Genomic DNA, 23238 nt, shown 5'->3' with positions numbered 1-23238 from the left:
TGCTCAAAATATTTCCGTTTAATCGTAAAGACTAGGTTCGCCTTCAGGCCTGTGTTTAAAACGCTTATGAACCCAATAGTACTCTGCTGGTCTTTCTCGAACAAGTTCCTCGATATATCGATTTAGGCGAGCAGTATCTTTTTCAACATCATCGCTAGGGAAGTTTGGCAATGGCTCACTAATATGGCAGGTATAGCCCTTGCGGTCTTTGTTTAAGGTAGTTGTCATTAAACATACTTCAGCGCCACTGAGTCTTGCCAGGCGGGAGACTGAGGTAATGGTGTTGGTCTGTATGCCAAAGAAGGGCACAAAGATAGAGTCACGTGGACCCAAGTCAATATCGGGGGCGATGAAAATAAAGTTGCCTGTTTGAATTTCACGAATCAGGTCACGTAAGCGGCTCTGTCGCTCAATGGACTTTCCGCCAAAGCGATTTCTCCACTCAATCATTTTTTGATTGAAGAATGGGTTCTTCATATTTTGATAAAGTCCTGCGCCACGTGGCCAGTCGTGTTGATTGGCTAAGACGGAAAGTGCCATGAAGCCGCCTTCAAGTCCAACAAAGTGTGGATTAATCAGTAGGCGTGGCTTGCGATCTCCCAAAGTAATCGCTGATGCAATGGTGACGATATCGGTAATTTGTTTGCCACTACCCAACCAGATGCGACTTCTCTCTAATACGCTGCGGCCAAATAATTTCCAGTGCTCAGTCGCCAGATCATCAATTGCTTTTTCGCTGAGATTGGGAAAGCACAGGCGTAAATTGGTTTTCACTACGTGGGTGCGGCTATTTGGGGTATGGGCAGCAAGCCAGCCCAGGCCATAGCCCACATGGACGGTAATCGTATAAGGCAGGAAGGCAAAGAGGCGCAAAAGACTGAGCGCCAAAAAATTGAAGAGGTTTTGTAACCAGGTCATTTCAAAAATGATAGCGAATTTATTTAATTGCTTGGGGGCAATTCTGCACCGGCAGGATGCTTATAGCGGTTGTATGACCAAATGAATTGTTCTGGCGCGACCAGAACTGCATTTTCAATTGCAACGTTGAGTTCTGCAGCGGCAAGATTGGCATCCTCAGATAAAGGCACAAGGCGATTAGCCTGCATGAGCCATCCTTGGCCAATACCTTTGCGCTTAGCGGTAAACATGACTACTGGCGTGTTATTCCGATTAGCTAGACGCGCTGGTAGTGGCGTTGTGTAAGCAGGACGCCCAAAGAATGGGACCCAAACACCTTCGCCACCACTGGGCACTTGATCTGGAAGAATGCCAATCGCTTGGCCTCGGGTGAGCGCTCTAGTCATTTGGCGCACGCCATTGAGGTTGGTCGGCACGAAATGCATATTTGGATAGGCGCGGCCTTCTTCCACTACTTCATTGAGCCATTCTTGGCGTGAAGGTCGATAGAGAATCGTTGCTGGGAAATGCTGTGCGAGAACACGTGGAATGATCTCAAAGCCACCGAGGTGAGGGGTCAGCATCACTAAGCCATGCCCTTCGCCGATCGCCGCTTCAACCACATCCCAGTTTTGCACTTCCACTAATTTCAGTGCTTTTGCAGGGTTGCGCCAAATCCACAAGCTGTCTGAAAACAGCATTCCAGAGGCTCTTACTGCATCCCAAAGCTTGAATGTCAGACCCCGTGCATCAACTACCGCTTCGTATTGGGGTCTAAAGAGTGAGCGATATTGCTTGGAGCCAAGGTAAGCCAACATGCCTAAACAGGCCCCAATCACTTGCACAAGCGCAAGAGGAAGCACGGCAATCGCATTAAGGCAGAGCTTGAGAAGGAGTTTTCGCACCCCCTAATGATATTCAATGCCGCTCTGAGTGTGTGGATTTCAGGTTGATTTGCTGAATTAAGTACTTTTCAGATAAAATTGCTTCATCGCTGAGTTAAGGCAACTTGCAGGGCGATTCATAAATTCTGCTAAAGCGTCGCCGTTGTAGTTCCTGGCACGTCGAGTTGTCCCAATGATCGTGTTAATTATTAAAGGAATATGCAATGGCAAATGATTACTTCTTCACCTCAGAATCTGTTTCTGAAGGTCACCCCGATAAAGTAGCAGACCAAATCTCTGATTCGATTCTCGATGCCATTTTGGCTCAAGATCCTACTGCACGTGTTGCAGCGGAAACTTTGTGCAACACCGGCTTGGTGGTTTTGGCTGGTGAAATTACTACTGACGCCAATGTTGACTACATCCAAGTTGCTCGCAACACTTTGCGTGAAATTGGTTATGACAACACTGACTACGGCATCGACTACAAAGGTTGTGCAGTATTGGTTGCTTACGACAAGCAAAGCCCTGATATCGCTCAAGGCGTTGATAAAGCGCATGATGACGGCTTGGACCAAGGCGCTGGTGACCAAGGCCTCATGTTTGGTTACGCTTGTGATGAAACTGCTGAGCTCATGCCTTTGCCAATTCACTTATCACACCGCTTGGTTGAGCGTCAATCACAGTTGCGTCGCGATGGCCGTTTGAACTGGTTGCGTCCTGATGCGAAGTCACAGGTGACCTTGCGTTATGTGGATGGCAAGCCTGATTCTATTGATACTGTTGTGCTGTCTACTCAACACGATGAAGAAATTTCTCTCGAAAAATTACGTGAAGCAGTAATCGAAGAAATTATCAAACCAGTATTGCCTAAGCATTTGATCAAAGGCGCGATTAATTTTTTGGTAAACCCAACTGGACGTTTTGTTATCGGCGGCCCACAGGGCGATTGTGGTTTAACTGGCCGCAAAATTATTGTGGACACCTACGGTGGTGCAGCCCCTCACGGCGGCGGCGCATTCTCTGGTAAAGATCCATCTAAGGTTGACCGCTCTGCTGCATACGCTGGACGTTATGTTGCGAAGAATGTGGTTGCTGCTGGTTTGGCAAGCAAGTGCTTGATTCAGATCTCTTACGCGATTGGTGTTGCTAAACCAACTTCAGTGATGGTGAGCACTTTTGGTACTGGCAAGATTTCGGATGAGAAGATTGCTCAATTGGTTTCTGAGCACTTTGACTTGCGTCCAAAAGGTATTGTGAAGATGTTGAATCTCTTGCGCCCAATTTATAAAAAGACTGCTGCTTATGGCCACTTTGGTCGTGAAGAGCCAGAATTTACTTGGGAGCAAACAGATAAAGCAGCAGCATTACGTGCCGCAGCAGGCCTGTAAGCAGGAAATACGCAGTTTGTAGGTGTATTGAGGCGAAATATGCCGTAATTGTTTACAATTACGGCATACCTTCAAGGAGCGTTGCAAGGAATGCTGAGACCCAGCACTTCCCCAGGCTTGAAGGGAGTGGGCTCTAAGGTAACCCCCGGAGTTTGCTAATTGCAACCGCGCTCGCTAACCCATGATTCAATGGCTAGCGAGTTTCTACTCCAGCATTGGATCGTATTTAGCTGGAGCATTAATGAATACCGTAACTGACTTAAATAACTTTGTTGCAACTCGTTGCGCAATTGCTGATATTTCTTTGGCTGACTTTGGCCGCAAAGAAATCGCTATTGCTGAAACTGAGATGCCTGGCTTGATTGCCATTCGCGATGAATTTGCTGCACAACAGCCATTGCGTGGCGCACGCATTACTGGCTCTTTGCACATGACTATTCAAACTGCGGTATTGATCGAGACGCTTGAAGCGCTCGGTGCTGAAGTTCAATGGGCGTCTTGCAATATTTTCTCTACACAAGACCATGCTGCCGCTGCAATCGCTGCTAATGGCACGCCAGTATTTGCGATCAAGGGCGAAACCCTTGAGCAGTATTGGGACTTTACTCACCGCATTTTTGAGTGGGCTGATGGCGGCTACACCAATATGATTTTGGATGATGGCGGCGATGCTACTTTGTTGTTGCACCTTGGTGCACGCGCTGAGAAAGATCAAGCTTGCTTGAATAATCCAACTAGCGAAGAAGAAACTATTTTGTTCGCAGCCATTAAGAAAAAATTAGAGCAAGATCCAACTTGGTATTCAACACGCTTAGAAAAAGTTAAAGGCGTTACAGAAGAAACCACTACTGGCGTACATCGCCTGTATCAAATGTTTGCTAAGGGCGACTTGAAGTTCCCTGCAATCAACGTAAATGACTCTGTTACCAAGAGCAAGTTCGATAATCTCTATGGTTGCCGCGAGTCCTTGGTTGATGCAATTAAGCGCGCTACTGACGTAATGGTGGCCGGTAAGGTTGCTGTAGTTTGCGGTTATGGCGACGTGGGTAAGGGCTCAGCCCAAGCATTGCGCGCTTTATCAGCTCAGGTTTGGGTGACTGAAGTAGATCCAATCTGCGCATTGCAAGCTGCAATGGAAGGCTACCGTGTTGTGACGATGGATTACGCTGCTGATAAAGCGGACATTTTTGTTTCTGCAACGGGCAACTATCATGTGATTACACATGACCACATGGCTAAGATGAAGAATCAAGCTATCGTTTGTAACATTGGCCACTTTGATAATGAGATTGATGTTGCTGGTATTGAGAAATACAAGTGGGAAGAGATCAAGCCACAAGTTGACCATGTGATTTTCCCAGCCGCTAATGGCAAGCCTGAAAAGCGCATCATCATTTTGGCCAAAGGTCGCTTGGTTAACCTTGGTTGCGGTACAGGACATCCTTCATACGTAATGAGCTCTTCATTTGCAAACCAAGTGATTGCTCAAATCGAATTGTGGAATGCAGTCGGTACAGATAAATACCCAGTCGGCGTTTACACATTGCCTAAGCATTTGGATGAGAAGGTTGCCCGTTTACAGCTCAAGACTCTGAATGCAGAGTTAACAGTGTTGTCTGATCAGCAAGCTTCTTACATTGGCGTAACGAAGGAAGGCCCATACAAGGCTGACCACTATCGTTATTAATCCAGTCACATAGAAACCTAGGCCCAAAATCATGGAATTAAGCGTCGAATTCTTTCCTCCAAAAACACCTGAAGGTGAGAGTAAGTTGCACCTGGTGCGCGAGCGTTTTTCTGAAACGCTCAAGCCCGCCTTTTATTCCGTGACCTTTGGTGCCGGTGGCTCTACTCAGTCTGGCACATTAAAAGTGGTGAGCGATATTCATGCTGCTGGTGCAGCTGTTGCTCCCCATTTGTCTTGTGTCGGTAGCTCACGTGAAAGCGTGCGCGAGATGCTCAAGCAATATCAAGCCTTAGGTGTGAAACGCATTGTGGCTTTACGCGGTGATTTGCCATCTGGCATGGGTCAGTATGGTGAGTTTCATCATGCCAATGAATTGGTTGAATTTATTCGCACAGAAACAGGCGATTGGTTTCATATTGATGTAGCTGCTTATCCAGAAACGCATCCACAGGCAAAGTCGCCTGCTAGTGATATCGATTTCTTTGTGCAAAAGATGAAGGCGGGCGCTAACTCTGCGGTTACCCAGTATTTTTACAACAGCGATGCTTACTTCCGCTTCGTAGATGAGGCTTATGAATTAGGCGTTACACAGCCAATCATTGCTGGCATTATGCCGATTACCAATAGCAGCCAATTATTGCGATTCTCTGATGCCTGTGGCGCAGAAATTCCACGCTGGATTCGTTTACGTCTTCAATCTTACGGTGATGACATTGTGTCTATTCGTGCATTTGGTGAAGAAGTAGTGACCGACTTGTGTGATCAGTTGTTAACTGCCGGTGCACCTGGCATTCATTTCTACTCGCTAAATCAGGCTGATGCAGTTTTAGCGATTGCAGACAATTTGGACTTAACGAAGTAAATCAACTAAGTAAGCCAGACTCCGTCAATAGCATATCCAAGGGCTCGTCATGTGTTTGAGCGGCCCATTGAGAATCATCTAATTTTTGCCAATCAAATCCAATCCCCATGCAAATGAGGCTTGGATTATCTTTTCGTAGTTGGGCTAGGGTTCGATCAAAATACCCGCCGCCATAGCCTAGTCGCCAGTAGTTTGCTTTTCCGCTCACAACAGAGCTAGACCAGCCTACGCACGGAATTAGGATGCAGTCAGGAATAAGTTGTGGCCTGGCGGTGTTTTCTGGACTGGGCTCAGGCACGCCGTGCGCGCTTGGAATTAATGCATCCCCCTCTTGCCACTCGTAGAAATCAAGATGCTTATCTGGACGCGCATAGGGCAGTGCTAAGCGACGCTGTGGGGTATTCTTCATCCAGCTTAATAAAGTTGGGCGTAAATCAATTTCATCTTGAATGGGCCAATAAAGGGCGATTGAGTGAATGGATTTGCCCTCATCGACTAAAAAATGATTGAGACCTGCAATTAGACCTGCTTTTGCATAGGCGTAGCTATTCCCAGAAGTAAATTCTTTGCGTTGTTTTAATAAATCCTGGCGAAGAGTTTTTGGTGAATTACCGTGCATATCGACCATTATCAGGCGAAAATTAAAGAATATAGTAATCAAGTGCTGCCAGGCCTCTAGCCTTGCAAATAGAGATAGGGTTGGATTGGAAGAATGAAGTTTGTAACAGTAAACAGCAAATACCTTGGATGGGCCAAAATTCTGGTTTTGGGCCTAGCCCTAGGCGCGTTCAATTCCTATGCCGAAAAGCTGAAGAAGCCAAGCTTGCCTAAGTCTTATGAAAGCAAGGTAGCCCCTGCTGAAATTACCGATACCGATCGGATATTTATCGATTTGCGCGAAGCTGCAAAAAAGAATGATGTATTTCGTACGCAGCAACTTTCATCTAATTTGGCTAATTACCCATTTGATGACTATGTAGCCTACTTCCGAATCAAGCCGCAATTATTTGATGGTGCTGGCGGTGCACGTAATGACTATGGCGCAGATGCTCAAGTAGTCGCATTCTTAAATCAATATCAAGGTACAGCATTGGCTGACCGTATGCGTAATGATTGGTTATTGGTTTTGGGTAAGCGTAGAGACTGGGCACGCTTTGATGTGGAGTACGCTAAGTTTGTATTGGATGACGATACACAAGTGAAGTGCTATTCCTTGTTATCTAAATTATCTCAAGGCGAAAACCCAGCTAAATTAGCCATTGATGCACGAGCAGTGTTATTGGACCCAAGCTATTTTGGACAAGCATGCCAAGAATTGGTTCCATCTTTAGTTGCTGCAGGTGGTATATCCCCAAGTGAGGCCAAAGCTATTGGGCGTGCGGCGAGTGAGAAAGGCTACGACACCATGGCACGACGTCTTGGTGGTGAAGATCCGATAGCCGATATTGTTAAAGCTGCAAAGGCTGATCCAGCAAAGGCCTATCGCGACTTTTCTCAAAACGCTTCACGCTATAGCAAAGAAAACCAGGCCGTTGCTTGGGGCGTGATTGGACAATTTTTAGCCAAGAAATTAGATCCTAATGCGGATGATGCCTACCGCTTGCAACAAGAGCTAGGCTATAACGAGCTTCTTTCAGTCGAGTCACAAGAGTGGAAAGTGCGCGCAGGCTTGCGTGCTAAAGATTGGACCTTAATTAAAAATGCGATTGATGGCATGAACCTGGCAGTGCGTGCTAAAGATCCCGCATGGACCTATTGGTATGGTCGTGCATTAAAGGCCGAAGGCCAAGATGCAAAGGCTAAAGACAGTTTTGAAATGATTGCTGACCAATACAATTTTTATGGCCAGCTTGCGCGCGAAGAATTAGGAAAATCCAATAATGCGCCTGCTAAAACGAAAGTGACTGAGCAGGAGATAGATGCGATGGCCAGCCGCAAAGGCTTTATTCGGGGCGAACGCTTATATGCCATGAATCTTCGATTTGAGGGTAATCGTGAGTGGAATTGGGAATTACGCAATATGACTGACAAGCAATTGTTGGCCGCTGCCGAGTATGCAAAGCGAATCAATTTATATGACCGCGTCGTCAACACTGCCGATCGTACCAAGCAAGAGCACGACTTTAGCTTGCGCTACCCAACTCCGTACAAAGAGGAGCTATCTCCGATTGCGCGCCAAATTGATCTCAATCTTGCATGGGCTTATGGCTTGATCCGTCAAGAGTCGCGCTTCATTATGAATGCTGCCTCTTCTGTGGGTGCTTCTGGCTTAATGCAGGTGATGCCGAATACTGCAAAGTACGTAGCCAAGAAAATTGGGATGGCCAATTACACCAATGACAAATTGAGCGATACGAATACCAATTTAACTTTAGGTAGTAATTACCTCAATATGGTTTTGATCGATTTAGATGGATCTTGGGTTTTGGCTTCCGCAGCCTATAACGCAGGCCCTTCGCGTTCAAAGGCTTGGCGGGAAAAATTATCTGGCCCAACAGAGGGGGCTATTTTTGCTGAAACTATTCCATTTACTGAGACACGTGTATACGTGAAGAACGTACTCTCTAATGCAAATTACTATTCATCGGTGATGAGTGGTCAGCCGCAATCTTTAAAGCAGCGCTTGGGTGTCATTACACCGAAGGCTGCTACTCAATCTGAGCTTCCTTAAACAATCAATCACCTAGCTAAGCAAAGAAAGCTTCTTATGAAATATGACATCCTTTTAATCGGGGGCAATGGATTTGTGGGGCGTGTAATTGCTGCACAGCTTCAGCTAGCTGGTTATTCCGCGCTGGTTCCAACGGGTCATTTGGGTGCTGCACGTGAATTGCGTATGTTGCCCCAGGTACACGTCGAAGAGGCTGATGTTCATGAGTTTGATGAGCTGCAGAGCCTTTGTGGGCGCATTAAGCAAAATGGTGCTGTGATCAATTTGGTCGGCGTGCTACACGATAAGCCTGCCAAGCCTTATGGAAAAGTATTTAAGGCTGCCCATGTGGAGCTTCCTAAAAATATTATTACCGCAATGCAGTTGCATGGCTTAAAACGCTACTTACATATGAGTGCATTGGGTGCCGATTCTCATGGCCCATCGATGTATCAGCGCAGCAAAGGTGATGGCGAGGCTGCAGTGAAGGCCAGCAATTTAGATTGGACCATCTTTAGACCTTCTGTCATCTTTGGCGCCCAAGATCAATTTATTAATTTGTTTTCTAAGTTGACTAAGTTATTTCCGGCCATGCCTTTAGCCAATTCCCAGGCGCAGTTTCAACCGGTGAGCGTAGATGATGTTGCAAGTGCATTTGTTAAATCCTTATCGATGCCTCAAACAATTCGTCATTCCTATGACTTAGTTGGCCCAACGGTTTACACCATGAAAGAGATTGTTGAGTTTGCTGCAAGTAAGGCTAAAACCTCGTGCCTCATTATTCCTGTACCAGCTTTTGTGGGTTATCTGCAAGCATTGGCATTTGAATATTTGCCCGGCCCTACATTGATGTCGCGTGACAATATTGCCTCTATGCAAGTGCCCAATACTTTGCCAGTGAATGGCGTTGATGCGTTGCTGGAAGTATTCAAAATGAGTCGTCGCAGCCTAGAGGGTATGCAGTAATGAAAATCTACGCAGTAGGCGGAGCCATTAGGGACACCCTCATGGGTTTGCCTGTGCACGACATTGATTATGTTGTGGTGGGCTCCAGCGTAGAAGAGATGATTGCTAAGGGCTTTCGTCCGGTGGGCAAAGATTTCCCAGTGTTTTTGCATCCAGAGACGCAGGCTGAATATGCACTGGCGCGCACTGAGCGCAAGACTGGTAAGGGCTATAAAGGCTTTAACTTCCATGCCGATCCTTCCGTCACTCTGGAACAAGACTTAGAGCGTCGTGATTTAACAATCAATGCGATGGCGCAAGAAGTAGGTGCTGATGGAAAGCCATTTGGGCCGATTATTGATCCTTATAACGGCCAAGAAGATTTAGCTGCCAAAGTATTTCGTCACGTGTCAGATGCATTTGCAGAAGATCCATTGCGTCTCTTGCGTATTGCTCGCTTTGCTGCGCGCTTCCCCGAATTTAGTGTTGCTGCTGAAACGCTCAGTGCTTTAAAAGCGATCGCTCAATCAGGTGAGTTAAATGCTTTATCCGCAGAGCGTATTTGGCAGGAGCTGGCTAGAGGCTTGGTTGCCTCTAGGCCGATGCGCTTGTTTCAAGTCTTATTAGATGCTGACGCAGCCAAAACAGTATTGGCGCCTAGATTGACTGCCGAGCTGTCTGAGGAATCGTTTCGCGAAGAGCTCATCGTCTGTTTTTCCTTAGCTGGAAATAGTATTGAAGAGCGCTGCGCAATTGTCTTAATGAATTTACCTGCAAATGAAATTCGTTCATGGGCTGAATGTGTACGCATGCCAATTGATGTGCGAGATTTCAGTGAAATATTCAGCGATCTGAGGGTCTTGGTCAAGAAATATTCCGATACTGCTTATCAGGCAGTAGATGTTTTAGCTTGGTTCAACCGTGCAGATGTTTGGCGTAAGCCAGATCGAGCCCAAGCACTTTTGAATCTTGCGGACAAATTGGGAATGCCTGTTTCCCCTTTGACCAATGCAATGCGTACTACTCAAGCCATCAATACCGCCGAAATTATTGCTGGCGTAGCTGCAGAAGATCGATCCAACGGCGAGCGGATTGGCAGCGCATTTGAATCTGCCAGGTTGTCTGCAATTACTATGGCTCTAGCTTCTTAAAACGAGCGCCTACAGCCTATTTCTGCCGCGTAGGCCCGGCAGATCTTCGAGTACATATCCCGGTAGCAAACTTTCTAATTTCTTTGAAAATGCAAAAGCTTTAAAGAGTTCGCCCATCTCTGCTTCAGACAATAATTTTTGCAAAGAATTGGAGATCGGCAGGAAGGTTTCTGGATCACTTGGGTCGCCAATTTCTAAAGCAATGTCACCAATGCCAGCATCTAATAGATACGCAGCCTGGTTGGTAAGGTATACATCATCCACATTTTCAGCCAACGCGCTACGAGCAATTTGGGACCATTCAACGTGCGTTGTTAAATCGCAAAGACCAGGTAGATGAAATGGATCTTGAATTGCATGATGGCGATGGTGGGCCATTAAGGTGCCTTCAAGTCTTTGCTGGTGGTAATACTCGCTTTCTGGAAAGCCATAGTCAAACGTGAGGAATAGGCCGGCATCTAAATGTTTTGCAACCTGTTGCATCCATGCATTTGCTGGCGCGTGTAGTTCAGTGATATAGCCTTCTGAGAAGTTGCCGCTGAGAAGGCCTTTAGGAAGTAGTTGTTGCTCGACTGGCAAGCCTGCCCTCCAAATGAGCTTATCGTTTTCAAATGCAACACCGTACCAATACCAAAATCCATTTTGATAAATGATGGCATCACAAGGAATGGCATCGATCACTTCATTGGCCAGAATGATGCCTTTGAAATTTTCAGGCAACTCCGTTAACCAATTGCATTGCGTCTTAAGATTGAGTAGCCCAACGGAGCCTCCAATTCTTTCTTGTTGTCTCTGGGCTAAGTCAGGTGAAATTTCGATAATGTCGTAGCGATCCAAATGAAAGCCGAGATCATTAAGACGAGTGAGTATTGAAGTGGCGAGCTTGCCCGTCCCGGCGCCAAACTCTAGGAGTTGAGTGGGAAGACCTTTTCCCCTTAACCCCTCGAGCACTGGCAAGAGAGTAGAGCAAATAGCTGCGCCAAAGAGGGGGCTTAATTCCGGGGCAGTAGTGAAATCGCCGCCGGCACCTAGTTTGTGAGCGCCAGCGCTGTAATAACCCATTCCGGGCTCATATAAAGCCATCTCCATATAGCGAGAGAATGGCAGCCAGCCGCCCTTTAGGGCGATTTGAGAGGCTATTTTGCCCTTTAGAAGAGCACTATGCTCCGTTTCAAGGCTGGTCAAGGTAATATCCATAGCTCGCTAGTCTAAGAGAATTTAATTGAACCCTAGTTCAAAGCCCCTATCCCAGCAAGGAAAAGCAGTTTTAGTGACTGGCGCCGCAAAGCGTCTAGGTCGCGAAATTGCCTTGCAGTTTGCCCGTCAGGGCTGGGATGTTGCCGTTCATTATGGGCGATCTGAGCAGGAGGCCCAAGAAACTGTCAGAGAAATCGAAATGATGGGTGTGAAAGCCCAAGCTTTCCAGGCGGACTTGGCTGATGAGGTCGCCACTAAAAATCTTTTTTTAGCTATTAGCAAGACATTCCCTAATTTGGTCTGCTTAGTAAATAGCGCGTCTATCTTTGAATATGACCGCGCCAACTCCAGCACCCCGTTAAGTGGGAAAAGTTTGCAAGACCATATGCAAGTCAATTTGACTACACCAATTTTGTTGTCTCAGATGATGTTTGAGTTTCAAAAAAGTAAGCCAAATACATCCGATACGATCTCAGCATTGATTCCAGTAGTAATTCAATTGCTAGATCAAAAGTTGATTAACCCTAATCCAGATTATTTGTCTTACACATTGTCTAAAGCAGCGTTACTTTCTTCCGTTGAATTATTGGCAATGGATTTTGCGCCTCATCTAAGAGTCGTTGGATTAGCGCCCGGAATCTCTTTGCCATCAGGTGATCAAACAATGGATGGTTTTTCCAAGACCCATCAAATGACGCCGCTAGGTAGATCCTCATCGCCTGCAGATATTGCAAAGGCAGCCGTATTTTTGGCTGACTCTAGTGCCATCACCGGAACTACCTTATATGTAGACGGCGGGCAACATTTATTGCCATCATCACGTGATGTGATGTTCAAAACTAATTAAGTATTTTAAAAAGCAAATATACATGCACGCTATTCTTTCTCATCCCGCCCTTGTCGACTGTCGCCGTTTATTTCTCCGGGACTATGAGATTTATATCAACATCGGAGTTCATGACTTTGAGAAAAAAGCAGAGCAGCGCGTCATACTCAATGTGGACTTATATATTCCCCTTGAAATGAATACGCCAACCAATGATCAGTTGGATGAGGTGGTCGATTACGACTTCATGCGTGAAACTATTAAGGCTCGGGCCTTTCAGGGGCATATTCATTTACAGGAAACCTTTTGCGATGACATCGTGACGGCAATGTTGTTACACCCAAAGGTGTTGGCTGCGCGTGTGAGCACTGCTAAGCCGGATGTCTATCCTGATTGCCACTCTGTGGGTGTTGAAGTATTTCGTATCAAGACTTCTTAAATAGAATTTAGAAAAGAACTCTTATGGGCGATATTCGTAAAGTGGTCTTCGAAGAAAATAAGCTAGAGAAAAAACTCTGTCGCTTGGTAGGTCAGGCCATTGGCGACTTTGGCATGATTGAAGAGGGCGACAAAGTGATGGTGTGTGTATCGGGTGGCAAAGATAGCTATGCCATGCTCGATATCCTGATGAAGTTGCGAGAGCGCGCACCGATCAATTTTGAAATTATTGCAGTGAACTTAGATCAGAAGCAGCCTAATTTCCCCGCTGAAATCTTGCCCAATTATTTGAAGAGTTTAGGTGTTCAGTATCACATTGAAGAACAAGATACTTACAGCATTGTGAAGCGCGTTATTCCAGAGGGTAAAACCACTTGTGGATTGTGCTCACGCTTGCGTCGTGGCATTTTGTATCGTGTGGCGGATGAGTTGGGCGCAACGAAGATTGCTTTAGGTCATCATCGTGATGACATTCTAGAAACTTTGATGCTCAATATGTTTTATGCGGGCAAGCTAAAAGGGATGCCGCCCAAGTTGCGCTCAGATGATGGCAAACATATAGTGATTCGCCCCTTGGCATATGTCCCCGAGAAACTGCTTGAACGTTATGCGGCAGACATGAACTTCCCGATTATTCCGTGTGATTTATGTGGAAGTCAGCCTAATTTGCAGCGTCAGGTCATGAAAGAAATGCTGCGCGATTGGGAAAAAAAGCATCCAGGACGGGTAGAGAACTTATTTCGCTCTATGCATCACATTGTCCCCTCCCATTTGATGGATGGCGAAGCTTTTGATTTCAAAAATCTGGAGATTTCCACCGAGTTAGCGGGTATTGCTGCTAGATCTTCTGGCGACAGGGCAATTGATGAGGCCGAATTGGATGAATTAGCCTGTGGAACCATGATTCAGGGGACTTATAATCCCCCTTTATGAATATCGTCATTTTGGCTGCTGGGCAAGGAAAGCGGATGAAATCCGCGCTGCCCAAGGTCCTGCAAATTCTCGCAGGCAAGCCCCTGCTCCAACACGTTCTCAATACCGCGCTTTCACTACAAGACAAGAAGTCTAAATCTGGCCCCGTTGTAGTGATTGGTCATGGCGCAGCAGATGTAAAAACATTCTTGCTAAACACAAGCAAGGAAGACCCAAGCTTTGACAAAGTAAGCACTGCGCTGCAAGCTGAACAAAAAGGAACGGGTCATGCGCTATTGCAAGCCTTGCCTAAATTAGATGTTCAAGAGCCCACTTTAGTTTTATATGGCGATGTTCCCCTCACTACAAAAAAGACACTAGCCAAATTAGCGAAGTTAGCTGATGGTGTTCGCGGTCAAGACAGTGCACTCGCGCTCCTAACTCAAAACCTTGCCAATCCAACTGGATACGGCCGGATTGTTCGTGATGCAGATGGTTCTGTGAAAGAGATCATCGAAGAGAAGGATGCGACGCCTGCACAAAAATCGATTCAAGAAATTAATACCGGCATCATGGTATTGCCAACGAACTCATTAAAGAAGTGGCTCAAGTCTTTACGCGCCAGCAATGCACAGGGCGAGTACTACTTGACTGACGTGATTGCCATGGCTGTTAAAGATGGCGTGCCGATTCGCACAACGCAAGCTAATGATGAGTTTGAAACGATTGGTGTCAATAGTCGTGATCAACTCGCCGCATTAGAGCGTGTGCATCAACTCAATATTGCCCATCAATTAATGGATGCTGGCGTATCGCTTGCTGACCCTGCACGTATTGATGTGCGCGGTACCTTAGAGTGCGGCACTGATGTATCAATTGACGTGGGGTGCGTATTTGAAGGTTGTGTCACTCTAGATACTGGTACGAAGGTGGGGCCATATTGCGTTATTCGCAATAGCGTGATCGGCAAAGGTGTAGCTATTCATGCATATAGCCATGTGGACGGCGCAAGAGTCGGCAATCAATCATTGATTGGCCCCTATGCTCGTTTGCGTCCTGGCGCAGATTTATCAAATGATGTGCATATTGGTAATTTTGTGGAAGTGAAGAACAGCAAAATTGCAGCCAATAGCAAGGCTAATCATTTAGCTTATGTTGGTGACTCCATTGTTGGTTCACGAGTCAATATTGGTGCTGGCACCATTACTTGTAACTACGATGGCGTTAACAAACACCAGACCATTATTGAAGATGATGTCTTCATTGGCTCTGATACTCAGTTGGTTGCACCAGTGCGTGTTGGCCGTGGTGCCACATTGGGCGCAGGAACAACCTTGACTAAAGATGCGCCTGCCAATCAGCTTACAGTATCCAGAGCAAAACAAATTTCCTTACAGTGGCAACGCCCTGTAAAGCAAGAAAAGAAACCAGTGAAAAAAGTTGCCATCAAGAAAGCAACCCCTAAAAAATCAGCAGTAAAGACGGCTGTGGATAAGCCCGTCAAGAAGACGGTTAAAAAAACTGCAAAGGGTAAAAAATAATGTGCGGCATTGTTGGCGCGGCCTCCCGTAAAAATATTGTGGATGTTTTGGTTGAGGGTTTACGTCGCCTAGAGTACCGCGGTTATGACTCTTGTGGTTTTGCGGTCATTAATGGCGAGGATGCCAAGCACCCCATCGAAAGAGCTCGAACTACCGCACGTGTTTCTGAATTAGGTGAGCAAGGTAAAGATTTTTTCGGCACCCTGGGTATTGCACACACACGTTGGGCTACCCATGGCAAGCCAGATACCCAAAATGCACACCCACATACTTCAAACGACTTAATTGCGGTTGTACACAACGGCATTATTGAGAACTATGAAGTTCTGCGTTCAGATTTAAAGGCTGCTGGATATGTGTTTACCTCTGAAACAGATACCGAAGTTATCGCCCATTTAATTCACCAGCAATATGTTGCTAGTGGCCAAAAGGATATTGCGGCATCAGTAAGAGCAGTGCTTCCTCAGTTGCATGGTGCATACGCTATTGGTGTGATCGCACAAGATAATCCAAGCACTTTAGTAGGCGCTCGCGTTGGATCCCCTCTAGTGGTTGCTATTGGCGACCATGAGCACTTCTTAGCCTCTGATGCTTTGGCTTTAGCAGGACGTGCTCATTCCATGATGTATCTGGAAGAGGGTGATGTCGCCGTGCTTAAGGCAGATTCCGTTGAGGTAATTGATCAAGCTGGTAAGGTCGCCCAAAGAGAGCTGAAGCCTATGCCTGCTCAAGCTGACTCAGTTGATCTCGGCCCTTATCAGCATTACATGCAAAAAGAAATCTTTGAGCAGCCTAGAGCAATTGGCGACACGCTTGCCAATATCGCTGACTTTGGTCCTGGGCTATTTGAAGCAAAGCCAGAAGATTGGAAAGCTTTTGAGCAGATTTTAATATTGGCATGTGGCACAAGTTATTACTCCGCATGTGTTGCTAAATATTGGCTAGAAGATATAGCTGGTATTCCAACACAAGTAGAAATTGCTAGTGAGTATCGCTATCGCACAACCGTACCTAATCCAAAAACACTCATTGTGGTGGTTTCACAATCTGGTGAGACAGCAGATACCTTGGCAGCATTGCGTCATGCCAAGAGTTTGGGTCACCGCTTTACATTGGCTATTTGTAACGTTGCCAGTAGCGCCATGGTCCGTGAAACCGATTGGCATTTCTTGACCAAGGCTGGTGCTGAAATTGGAGTGGCCTCAACAAAGGCATTTACTACGCAGCTTTTAGCGCTTTATCTCTTAGCGGTTTCGATTGCTAAACGCGATGGCAGAATTTCTCCAGAAAAAGAGAAGGAGCTCCTGCGTGACTTGCGCCATTTACCAAAAGCGCTACATGCAGTACTAGCGCTTGAGCCACAAATCATAGCCTGGAGCGATGCTTTTGCTAAATGTGAAAATGCCCTATTCCTAGGCCGTGGAATGCATTACCCAATTGCACTTGAGGGTGCATTAAAGCTCAAAGAAATTTCTTATATCCATGCTGAAGCTTATCCAGCTGGCGAGTTAAAGCATGGACCGCTTGCTTTAGTTACAGACAAGATGCCGGTTGTTACTGTTGCGCCTAATGACGCCTTATTGGAGAAACTCAAATCCAATATGCAAGAAGTCAAAGCACGTGGTGGCAAACTTTATGTTTTTGCTGATCAAGATACTCGCATCTCAAGTAGCGAAGGCATCAATGTCATCAAGCTGCCTGAGCACTATGGCAACCTCTCACCAATATTGCATGTAGTTACCCTACAGCTATTGGCTTATCACACAGCCTGCGCACGCGGCACTGATGTTGATAAACCCAGAAATCTGGCGAAGAGTGTTACGGTCGAATAATTTTCGATTGTTTGACATTCATCCAAAGTTGTGAACAAAATTCAGTAGATAAATCAGGGCTTTACGAAGCTCTGATTGCATTTCTGTGGTCAAATAACCCTTGTAAAAGAGGATATTTGTTGTAACTTATGTTTCTGTCGATACCCCATCTTTCAGGTTTGAAATTGCTTCCGCTAATTTGTGCGCTAGCTCTCTCTGCATGCGCGGTCGGTCCAGACTTTAAGCAACCCGAGGCGCCCAACACATCTTCCTATACTGAAACCCCTCTAGCTAAGAAGCTCGCTACTGCGCCTGGTGTGCCAGGTGGTACAGATCAAGAGTTTGTTGAAGGTGCAGATATAGGGGCGCAATGGTGGGAGCTTTATAAATCTCCTGAACTTGATGCGCTGATTAAAAGAGCGCTTGAGCAAAATCCAAATTTAGGTGCAGCAGACGCAGCATTGCGTGCTGCACAAGAAAATGTCAACGCACAGATTGGCGGCCAATACTTTCCAGCGATTGGTGTTGGTGCAAATGCCATAAGACAGAAACAACCTTCAGCCGTATATGGCATGAACTACGGTTCTGATACTTATAACCTCTACAACGCCACAGTTAATGTGACTTACAAGTTAGATGTGTTTGGCGGAGCTCGGAGAGCGGTTGAAGGTGCGCGCGCGCAAGCAGAAGTTGCACAGTTTCAATTAGAGGGCGCTTATCTTTCGTTAACGGCTAACGTAGTAACAAGCGCCGTTAAAGAGGCTGCGCTTCGTGCACAAATGCAGGCCACAGAAGAAATTCTGAAGGCTCAAACGAATCTTGCTGAAGTCACTGAAAAGCAGTTAATCATTGGTACGGTTTCTAGAGTAGACGTCACTTCACAGCGTACCTTGGTATCGAACTCTCAAGTGGATCTCTTTAACTACGAAAGAAATCTCGCATTTGCACGCAATCAATTGGCAGTATTAGTGGGAGAGATTCCGAGCAACGCCAATATTGCAAAGTTTGATTTGGCTAATTTGCATTTGCCAGAGAAGCTGCCTCTATCGGTCCCATCTAGCTTAGTGCGTCAGCGCCCTGATGTGCGGGCAGCCGAAGCCCAGTTAAAAGCGCAGAATGCTTTCGTGGGTGTTGCAACTGCCAATTTATTGCCGCAATTTAATATCACGGGATCTATTGGTGCGGCCGCGCTGACATCTAGTGGGCTGTTTGGGCCGAACTCTGCCTTATGGAGTTTGGGTGGCGGCATCTTGCAGCCTTTATTTCAGGGTGGTGCTTTGCTGGCGCAACGTCGTGGCGCGATTGCGAACTACGAGCTAGCAGCATTTCAATATCAAGCAACCGTCTTAAATGCATTCCAAGAAGTAGCCAATGCATTACGCGCACTAGAGACTGGTGCACAGGCACTCAAGGCAGCTTCAGATGCAGAGCGTTATGCCTACGAAACTCTGGACTTAGTGCAGCAACAGTACAAACTCGGTACAGCCAGTTATTTAGCAGTGCTCTATTACCAAAATCAGTATCAGCAAGCAAAAGTGAAATCTGTTGCAGCACAAGCAACTCGCTTCTCAGATACGGCAGCTTTATTTGCAGCATTAGGTGGCGGCTGGTGGAATCGTGAAGGCCCTGCTTTTAAACCAAAAGACATAGCGAACAAAGATCAAAATGAAACTTCTGGAACAAATTAAGAACAAGCTCGTTGCTTTGGTTCTTGCCTTGTGGGCATGGACGCAACGTAAAGTAATTGAATGGAAATTACGTGAGAGAGCAATTGCTCTGTGGGAAAAGACCAGGGCCTTTTGGGCGAGCATGGGTCAAAAATGGCGCGGTACCAAGGCTCATGAAAAGCTCATGGCAATGGAGCCCTTGCAACGTCGTATGACCATCATGCTTTGCGGTGTATTTTTATTATTGGGCCTGATCTTCGCTTTCAATCAGCTGAAGACTTTCATGATTAAGCATTTCATTGCGGGCATGGGATTGCCTCCTGCAACGGTATCCACCCTGGTGATTACAAATGCAGAATGGCAGCCTAAATTAACCAGCGTAGGTAATGTCCGTGCATTTAGGGGTGTTGAGCTCAGCACTGAGATTGGCGGCTTAGTGCAGACTGTACCCATTAAGTCAGGTCAAGACGTTAAAGAGGGGGAACTCCTCATTAAATTAAACGATGCATCTGATGTAGCTCAGCTGAATTCTTTAAAAGCAATGGCTGATCTAGCTAAAGTCATTAATGAGCGAGATAGACAGCAGTTAGCAATTCAGGCAATTAGTAAGAACGTATTTGATACGAGCGCTGCTGATTCCAAATCAAAACAAGCGCAGGTTGAGCAACAAACTGCTTTAGTAGCCAAGAAAAACCTCAAAGCGCCATTTAGTGGTCGTGTAGGTATTGTTTCTATCAATCCAGGGCAGTATGTAAACCCTGGCGATAAGTTACTAACGCTACAAACCTTGGATCCTATTTTTGTAGATTTCAACTTACCGCAAAACAATGCCGAACTCATTCAGGTTGGCCAAGAGGTTGAGGTGACTACCGATGCATTTAAGGATGCAAGCTTCACAGGCAAGATTACTGCTGTTAGTCCAAAGGTCGATACCAATACACGCAATATTCAAGTGGAGGCGCAACTCGCTAATCCGGATAAGAAAATTTTGCCGGGCATGTTTGCTAATGTGAATATCAAGCTAGGTGATCAAGTGAAATACCTGACCATGCCTCAGACAGCAGTTACTTATAACCCATATGGCTCGACCATCTTTATTGCTAAACCTACCGGCAAGAAAGATAAGCAAGGCAATCCAGCCCTTGAGGCACAACAGGTATTTGTAACGACTGGATTAACTCGTGGTGATCAAGTGGCTATTTTGAAGGGTGTTGATGAAGGCGCAACGGTGGTTACTAGTGGCCAGCTCAAACTCAAGAATGGCACGCCGTTGATTATTAACAACAAAGTGCAGCCAGCTAACTCACCCGATCCAAAGCCGCAGGAATAAATAGCAGATGAATTGGACTGACATATTCATCCGTAGGCCAGTGCTCTCCATGGTGGTGAGCGCTCTTGTATTGATTTTTGGTTTGAAGGCAATTGGCTCTTTACCTGTAAATCAATATCCGCAAACGCAAAATGCGATTGTGACCATCACTACGGCCTACTATGGTGCCGATCCTGAAACGATTGCAGGCTTTATTACTCAGCCTCTTGAGGCATCTATAGCTCAGGCGCAAGGGATTGATTACTTATCTTCTGCCAGCGTGAGTGGAGTCTCCACCATTACTGCAACGCTCAAACTGAACTATGACTCAAACGCGGCATTAACGCAGATACAGACTCAAATTAGTGCGGTAAAGAATCAGTTGCCACCACAGGCGCAACAACCTATTTTGACAGTGCAGGTAGGGCAATCTACTGCCGCAATGTACATGGGTTTCTATAGCGATGACATCCCCAACAATGCTATCACCGACTATCTACTGCGAGTTGTAAAGCCAAAGCTGGATTCTGTTGAAGGGGTTCAGAATGCAGAGATCACTGGCGGACGTAAATTCGCCTTACGCGCCTGGTTGGATCGAGAGAAGATGGCCGGTCTTGGTGTGGGCGCCGATGATGTGTATAACGCCATGTCAGCCAACAACTATTTATCAGCAGTTGGAAGCACTAAAGGCGAGATGGTCTCGGTTGACTTGGTTGCCGGTACCGACTTACATACTCTGGATGAGTTTCGCAAGTTAGTCATTAAAAAAGATGGCGTGAATATTGTGTATTTAGACCAGGTGGCTAATGTCACCATGGGGTCTGAGGACTACAACACGAACGTTGCCTTTAGCGGTAAGAGGTCAGTGTTTATTGCTATTAAGGTTGCGCCGCAGGCCAACCTGTTAGACGTGGCACAAAGGGTCCGCGATGTCGTACCAGATATTCAGAAGCAATTACCCATTGGCATGACAGGCAAGATTGTTTACGACTCTACTAAATTTATTACCAGCTCTATTGATGAGGTAGTGTCCACCTTAATAGAGGCCTTGGTGATTGTGACTGTGGTGATCTACCTCTTCTTGGGTAGTGCTCGTGCGGTTGCTGTTCCAGTGATTGCAATGCCTTTATCGCTCATTGGTACTTTCTTCCTCATGCAAGTGCTGGGCTACTCGATTAATTTGCTTACCCTATTGGCTTTAGTGTTGGCAATTGGATTAGTGGTGGACGACGCCATCATCGTGGTGGAAAACGTTGACCGCCACATGAAAGAAGGTAAGTCACCGCTAGAGGCATCTTTAATTGCTGCCCGCGAATTAGGCGGACCTATTTTGGCAATGACAGTGGTACTGATTGCGGTGTATATCCCGATTGGCTTTCAGGGTGGCTTGACGGGTGCGCTATTTACTGAGTTTGCCTTTACTTTGGCTAGTGCCGTAGCTGTTTCAGGATTAATTGCCTTAACACTCTCGCCCATGATGTGTTCTCGCATCTTCACAGAGGAGCAAGAGGCGTCACCTTTTGTGCAGAAGATTGATCGCATATTTGAGAAGGTGCATCACAGCTATCAAACTACTTTACGTGATTTGCTCAGCACTTGGCAGGTCATTATCGTAATGGGAGTCATCTTGCTGGGGGGCGTAGCTTATTTATATTCAACTGCGCGTGCTGAATTAGCGCCAACCGAAGACCAGGGCATTGTTTTGATGCAAGCATCAGGACCCCCTAATAGTACGGTGACGCAAATGCAGACTTATGCAGATCAAATTTACGCAATTGCAGCTGCAGAACCAGAATATGAACAGGCTTTCCAGATCACGAGCCCAACTTCGAGCTTTGGTGGTATCTTGCTGAAAGACTGGGGTGAGCGCAGTCGTAACGCAACCAAGTTCCAAGAAGATATGCAGCAAAAGTGGAACTCTATTGCAGGCGCGCGCGTTGCTGCGTTCCAGTTTCCAGCCTTACCTGGCGCTCAAGGCTTGCCTGTACAGGTTGTTATTAATACAACGGAGTCTTATGCAGCGTTAAATGAAGTCTCACAAGCAGTACTTGATAAAGCGCGCCGCAGTGGCAATTTCTTCTTCGTAGATTCTGACCTCAAGATTGATAAGCCACAAGATGTTTTAGAGATTGATCGAGAAAAAGTTGCTGCCCTAGGCATGACTCAGCAACAAGTCGGTTCAGCCTTATCTGCTGCTTTAGGAGGTGGATATGTGAATTACTTCTCGGTGGCCGGACGCTCTTATCGTGTGATTCCACAAGTAAAGCAAGTGGATCGTCTCAATCCAGATCAAATATTGGATTACTACATACGTACACCAAGTGGCGCGATGGTTCAAGCGCGCACTATCGCAACGATTAAACAAAGGGTGGTGCCGCAGTCTATTAATCACTTCCAGCAATTAAATTCAGCAACGATCTCGGGTGTAAGCACACCATTTATTTCGCAAGCAGATTTATTGGAGTACATGCGTCAGACTCTGAAAGAGGTTGCGCCTAATGGTTACACCATGGACTACGCAGGTCCGTCACGCCAATTTATGGCTGAATCTGGCGGCTTCTTAGTTACCATGTTCTTTGCGATTCTGATTGTGTTCTTGGTGCTTGCAGCACAGTTTGAAAGTTTCCGCGATCCCATTGTAATTTTGGTTTCTGTGCCGCTAGCCTTATTTGGCGCCTTGATATTTATTAATTTGGGGTTCACGACCTTAAACGTCTATACCCAAGTTGGCCTAGTCACACTCATGGGCTTGATTAGTAAGCACGGTATTTTGATCGTGGAGTTTGCGAATGAACTTCAGGAAGCAGGGCGCAGTAAGCTCGATGCCATCGTTGAAGCAAGTAGCGTTCGTTTGCGCCCGATTTTGATGACAACTGCAGCAATGGTTTTAGGCGTATTGCCTTTGGTGATTGCTTCTGGCGCGGGTGCCGCAGGACGAAAATCTATGGGCATTGTGATTTTCACTGGCCTATCAATTGGTACGCTGTTCACACTCTTTGTAGTGCCGGCAATGTACTTATTTATTGGTGCCGATCACCACGCCAAGAAATTTAAGCAGCAGTAAAAATGA

General features: G+C 46.2%; 18 protein-coding genes and 1 riboswitch. Of the genes, 14 read left to right on the top strand and 4 right to left on the bottom strand.

Translation table 11 applies throughout. From position 1 onward, the window contains the following. Positions 1-18: 18 nt before the first annotated feature. Both C2755_RS09790 and C2755_RS09785 read right to left on the bottom strand, forming a co-directional pair. Entirely contained in the window at positions 19-918 is a 900-nt protein-coding gene (locus C2755_RS09790; RefSeq protein ID WP_215321152.1) for a lipid A biosynthesis acyltransferase, read from the bottom strand. Between the two features lie 23 nt (positions 919-941). Then, positions 942-1802: a lysophospholipid acyltransferase family protein gene (locus tag C2755_RS09785; protein WP_215321151.1), complete on the bottom strand. Its 861-nt coding sequence runs from the start codon at positions 1800-1802 to the stop codon at positions 942-944. A gap of 203 nt (positions 1803-2005) precedes the next feature. On the opposite strand from C2755_RS09785, the gene metK reads away from it, so the two are divergent. From metK to metF, 3 genes are all read left to right on the top strand, one after another. Then, complete coding sequence (metK, locus tag C2755_RS09780; RefSeq protein WP_215321150.1) at positions 2006-3172, top strand: methionine adenosyltransferase; 1167 nt, start codon at positions 2006-2008, stop codon at positions 3170-3172. Positions 3173-3239: 67 nt separating this feature from the next. After that, a riboswitch (S-adenosyl-L-homocysteine riboswitch) is annotated at positions 3240-3352 on the top strand. Positions 3353-3413: 61 nt separating this feature from the next. Further along, positions 3414-4859: an adenosylhomocysteinase gene (gene ahcY / locus C2755_RS09775; protein WP_215322366.1), complete on the top strand. Its 1446-nt coding sequence runs from the start codon at positions 3414-3416 to the stop codon at positions 4857-4859. A gap of 31 nt (positions 4860-4890) precedes the next feature. Next, positions 4891-5721 (top strand): methylenetetrahydrofolate reductase [NAD(P)H], encoded by an 831-nt coding sequence (gene metF / locus C2755_RS09770; protein WP_215321149.1) that lies wholly within the window; start codon positions 4891-4893, stop codon positions 5719-5721. Position 5722: 1 nt separating this feature from the next. Here metF and C2755_RS09765 read toward each other — a convergent pair whose 3' ends face one another. After that, on the bottom strand, positions 5723-6340 hold the full coding sequence (locus C2755_RS09765) for a 5-formyltetrahydrofolate cyclo-ligase (protein ID WP_251368475.1): 618 nt from the start codon (positions 6338-6340) through the stop codon (positions 5723-5725). 93 nt (positions 6341-6433) lie between these two features. Between C2755_RS09765 and C2755_RS09760 the strand changes: the two genes are divergently transcribed. The 3 genes from C2755_RS09760 to C2755_RS09750 are packed head-to-tail and all read left to right on the top strand — an operon-like array spanning position 6434 to position 10467. After that, positions 6434-8392, top strand: a complete 1959-nt coding sequence (locus tag C2755_RS09760; protein ID WP_215321147.1) for a transglycosylase SLT domain-containing protein — start codon at positions 6434-6436, stop codon at positions 8390-8392. A 36-nt stretch (positions 8393-8428) separates the two neighbouring features. Beyond that, a complete protein-coding gene (locus C2755_RS09755; RefSeq protein WP_215321146.1) occupies positions 8429-9337 on the top strand; it encodes a complex I NDUFA9 subunit family protein in 909 nt (302 codons plus the stop codon). Continuing rightward, positions 9337-10467 carry a polynucleotide adenylyltransferase gene (locus C2755_RS09750; protein ID WP_215321145.1) on the top strand — a complete coding sequence of 377 codons (1131 nt, stop codon included), beginning with the start codon at positions 9337-9339 and terminating at the stop codon, positions 10465-10467. Before C2755_RS09755 ends, C2755_RS09750 begins: the two co-directional genes overlap by 1 nt. A gap of 9 nt (positions 10468-10476) precedes the next feature. Here C2755_RS09750 and C2755_RS09745 read toward each other — a convergent pair whose 3' ends face one another. Beyond that, positions 10477-11664, bottom strand: a complete 1188-nt coding sequence (locus C2755_RS09745) for a class I SAM-dependent methyltransferase (RefSeq protein ID WP_215321144.1) — start codon at positions 11662-11664, stop codon at positions 10477-10479. A 25-nt stretch (positions 11665-11689) separates the two neighbouring features. On the opposite strand from C2755_RS09745, the gene C2755_RS09740 reads away from it, so the two are divergent. The 8 genes from C2755_RS09740 (at position 11690) to C2755_RS09705 (ending at position 23232) form a co-directional block, all read left to right on the top strand. Beyond that, entirely contained in the window at positions 11690-12511 is an 822-nt protein-coding gene (locus tag C2755_RS09740; RefSeq protein WP_215321143.1) for an SDR family oxidoreductase, read from the top strand. Between the two features lie 22 nt (positions 12512-12533). Beyond that, positions 12534-12929 carry a dihydroneopterin aldolase gene (locus C2755_RS09735; protein ID WP_215321142.1) on the top strand — a complete coding sequence of 132 codons (396 nt, stop codon included), beginning with the start codon at positions 12534-12536 and terminating at the stop codon, positions 12927-12929. 23 nt (positions 12930-12952) lie between these two features. Then, positions 12953-13861 carry a tRNA 2-thiocytidine(32) synthetase TtcA gene (ttcA, locus tag C2755_RS09730; RefSeq protein ID WP_215321141.1) on the top strand — a complete coding sequence of 303 codons (909 nt, stop codon included), beginning with the start codon at positions 12953-12955 and terminating at the stop codon, positions 13859-13861. Further along, positions 13858-15381: a bifunctional UDP-N-acetylglucosamine diphosphorylase/glucosamine-1-phosphate N-acetyltransferase GlmU gene (gene glmU, locus C2755_RS09725; protein ID WP_215321140.1), complete on the top strand. Its 1524-nt coding sequence runs from the start codon at positions 13858-13860 to the stop codon at positions 15379-15381. The genes ttcA and glmU overlap by 4 nt, the downstream gene beginning before the upstream one ends. Then, positions 15381-17213: a glutamine--fructose-6-phosphate transaminase (isomerizing) gene (glmS, locus tag C2755_RS09720; RefSeq protein WP_215321139.1), complete on the top strand. Its 1833-nt coding sequence runs from the start codon at positions 15381-15383 to the stop codon at positions 17211-17213. Before glmU ends, glmS begins: the two co-directional genes overlap by 1 nt. A 164-nt stretch (positions 17214-17377) precedes the next feature. Continuing rightward, positions 17378-18880, top strand: coding sequence for an efflux transporter outer membrane subunit (locus tag C2755_RS09715; RefSeq protein WP_251368474.1), 1503 nt, complete (start codon positions 17378-17380; stop codon positions 18878-18880). Between the two features lie 169 nt (positions 18881-19049). Beyond that, positions 19050-20189 carry an efflux RND transporter periplasmic adaptor subunit gene (locus C2755_RS09710; RefSeq protein ID WP_215322365.1) on the top strand — a complete coding sequence of 380 codons (1140 nt, stop codon included), beginning with the start codon at positions 19050-19052 and terminating at the stop codon, positions 20187-20189. A gap of 7 nt (positions 20190-20196) precedes the next feature. Beyond that, a complete protein-coding gene (locus tag C2755_RS09705; RefSeq protein ID WP_215321137.1) occupies positions 20197-23232 on the top strand; it encodes an efflux RND transporter permease subunit in 3036 nt (1011 codons plus the stop codon). Positions 23233-23238 lie beyond the last annotated feature (6 nt).

It is taken from the genome of Polynucleobacter sp. MWH-S4W17, from assembly GCF_018687535.1.
Classification (GTDB): domain Bacteria; phylum Pseudomonadota; class Gammaproteobacteria; order Burkholderiales; family Burkholderiaceae; genus Polynucleobacter.
The sequence above is the reverse complement of the archived record's forward strand: the minus strand, read 5'-3'. Positions and strand labels throughout refer to the sequence as shown.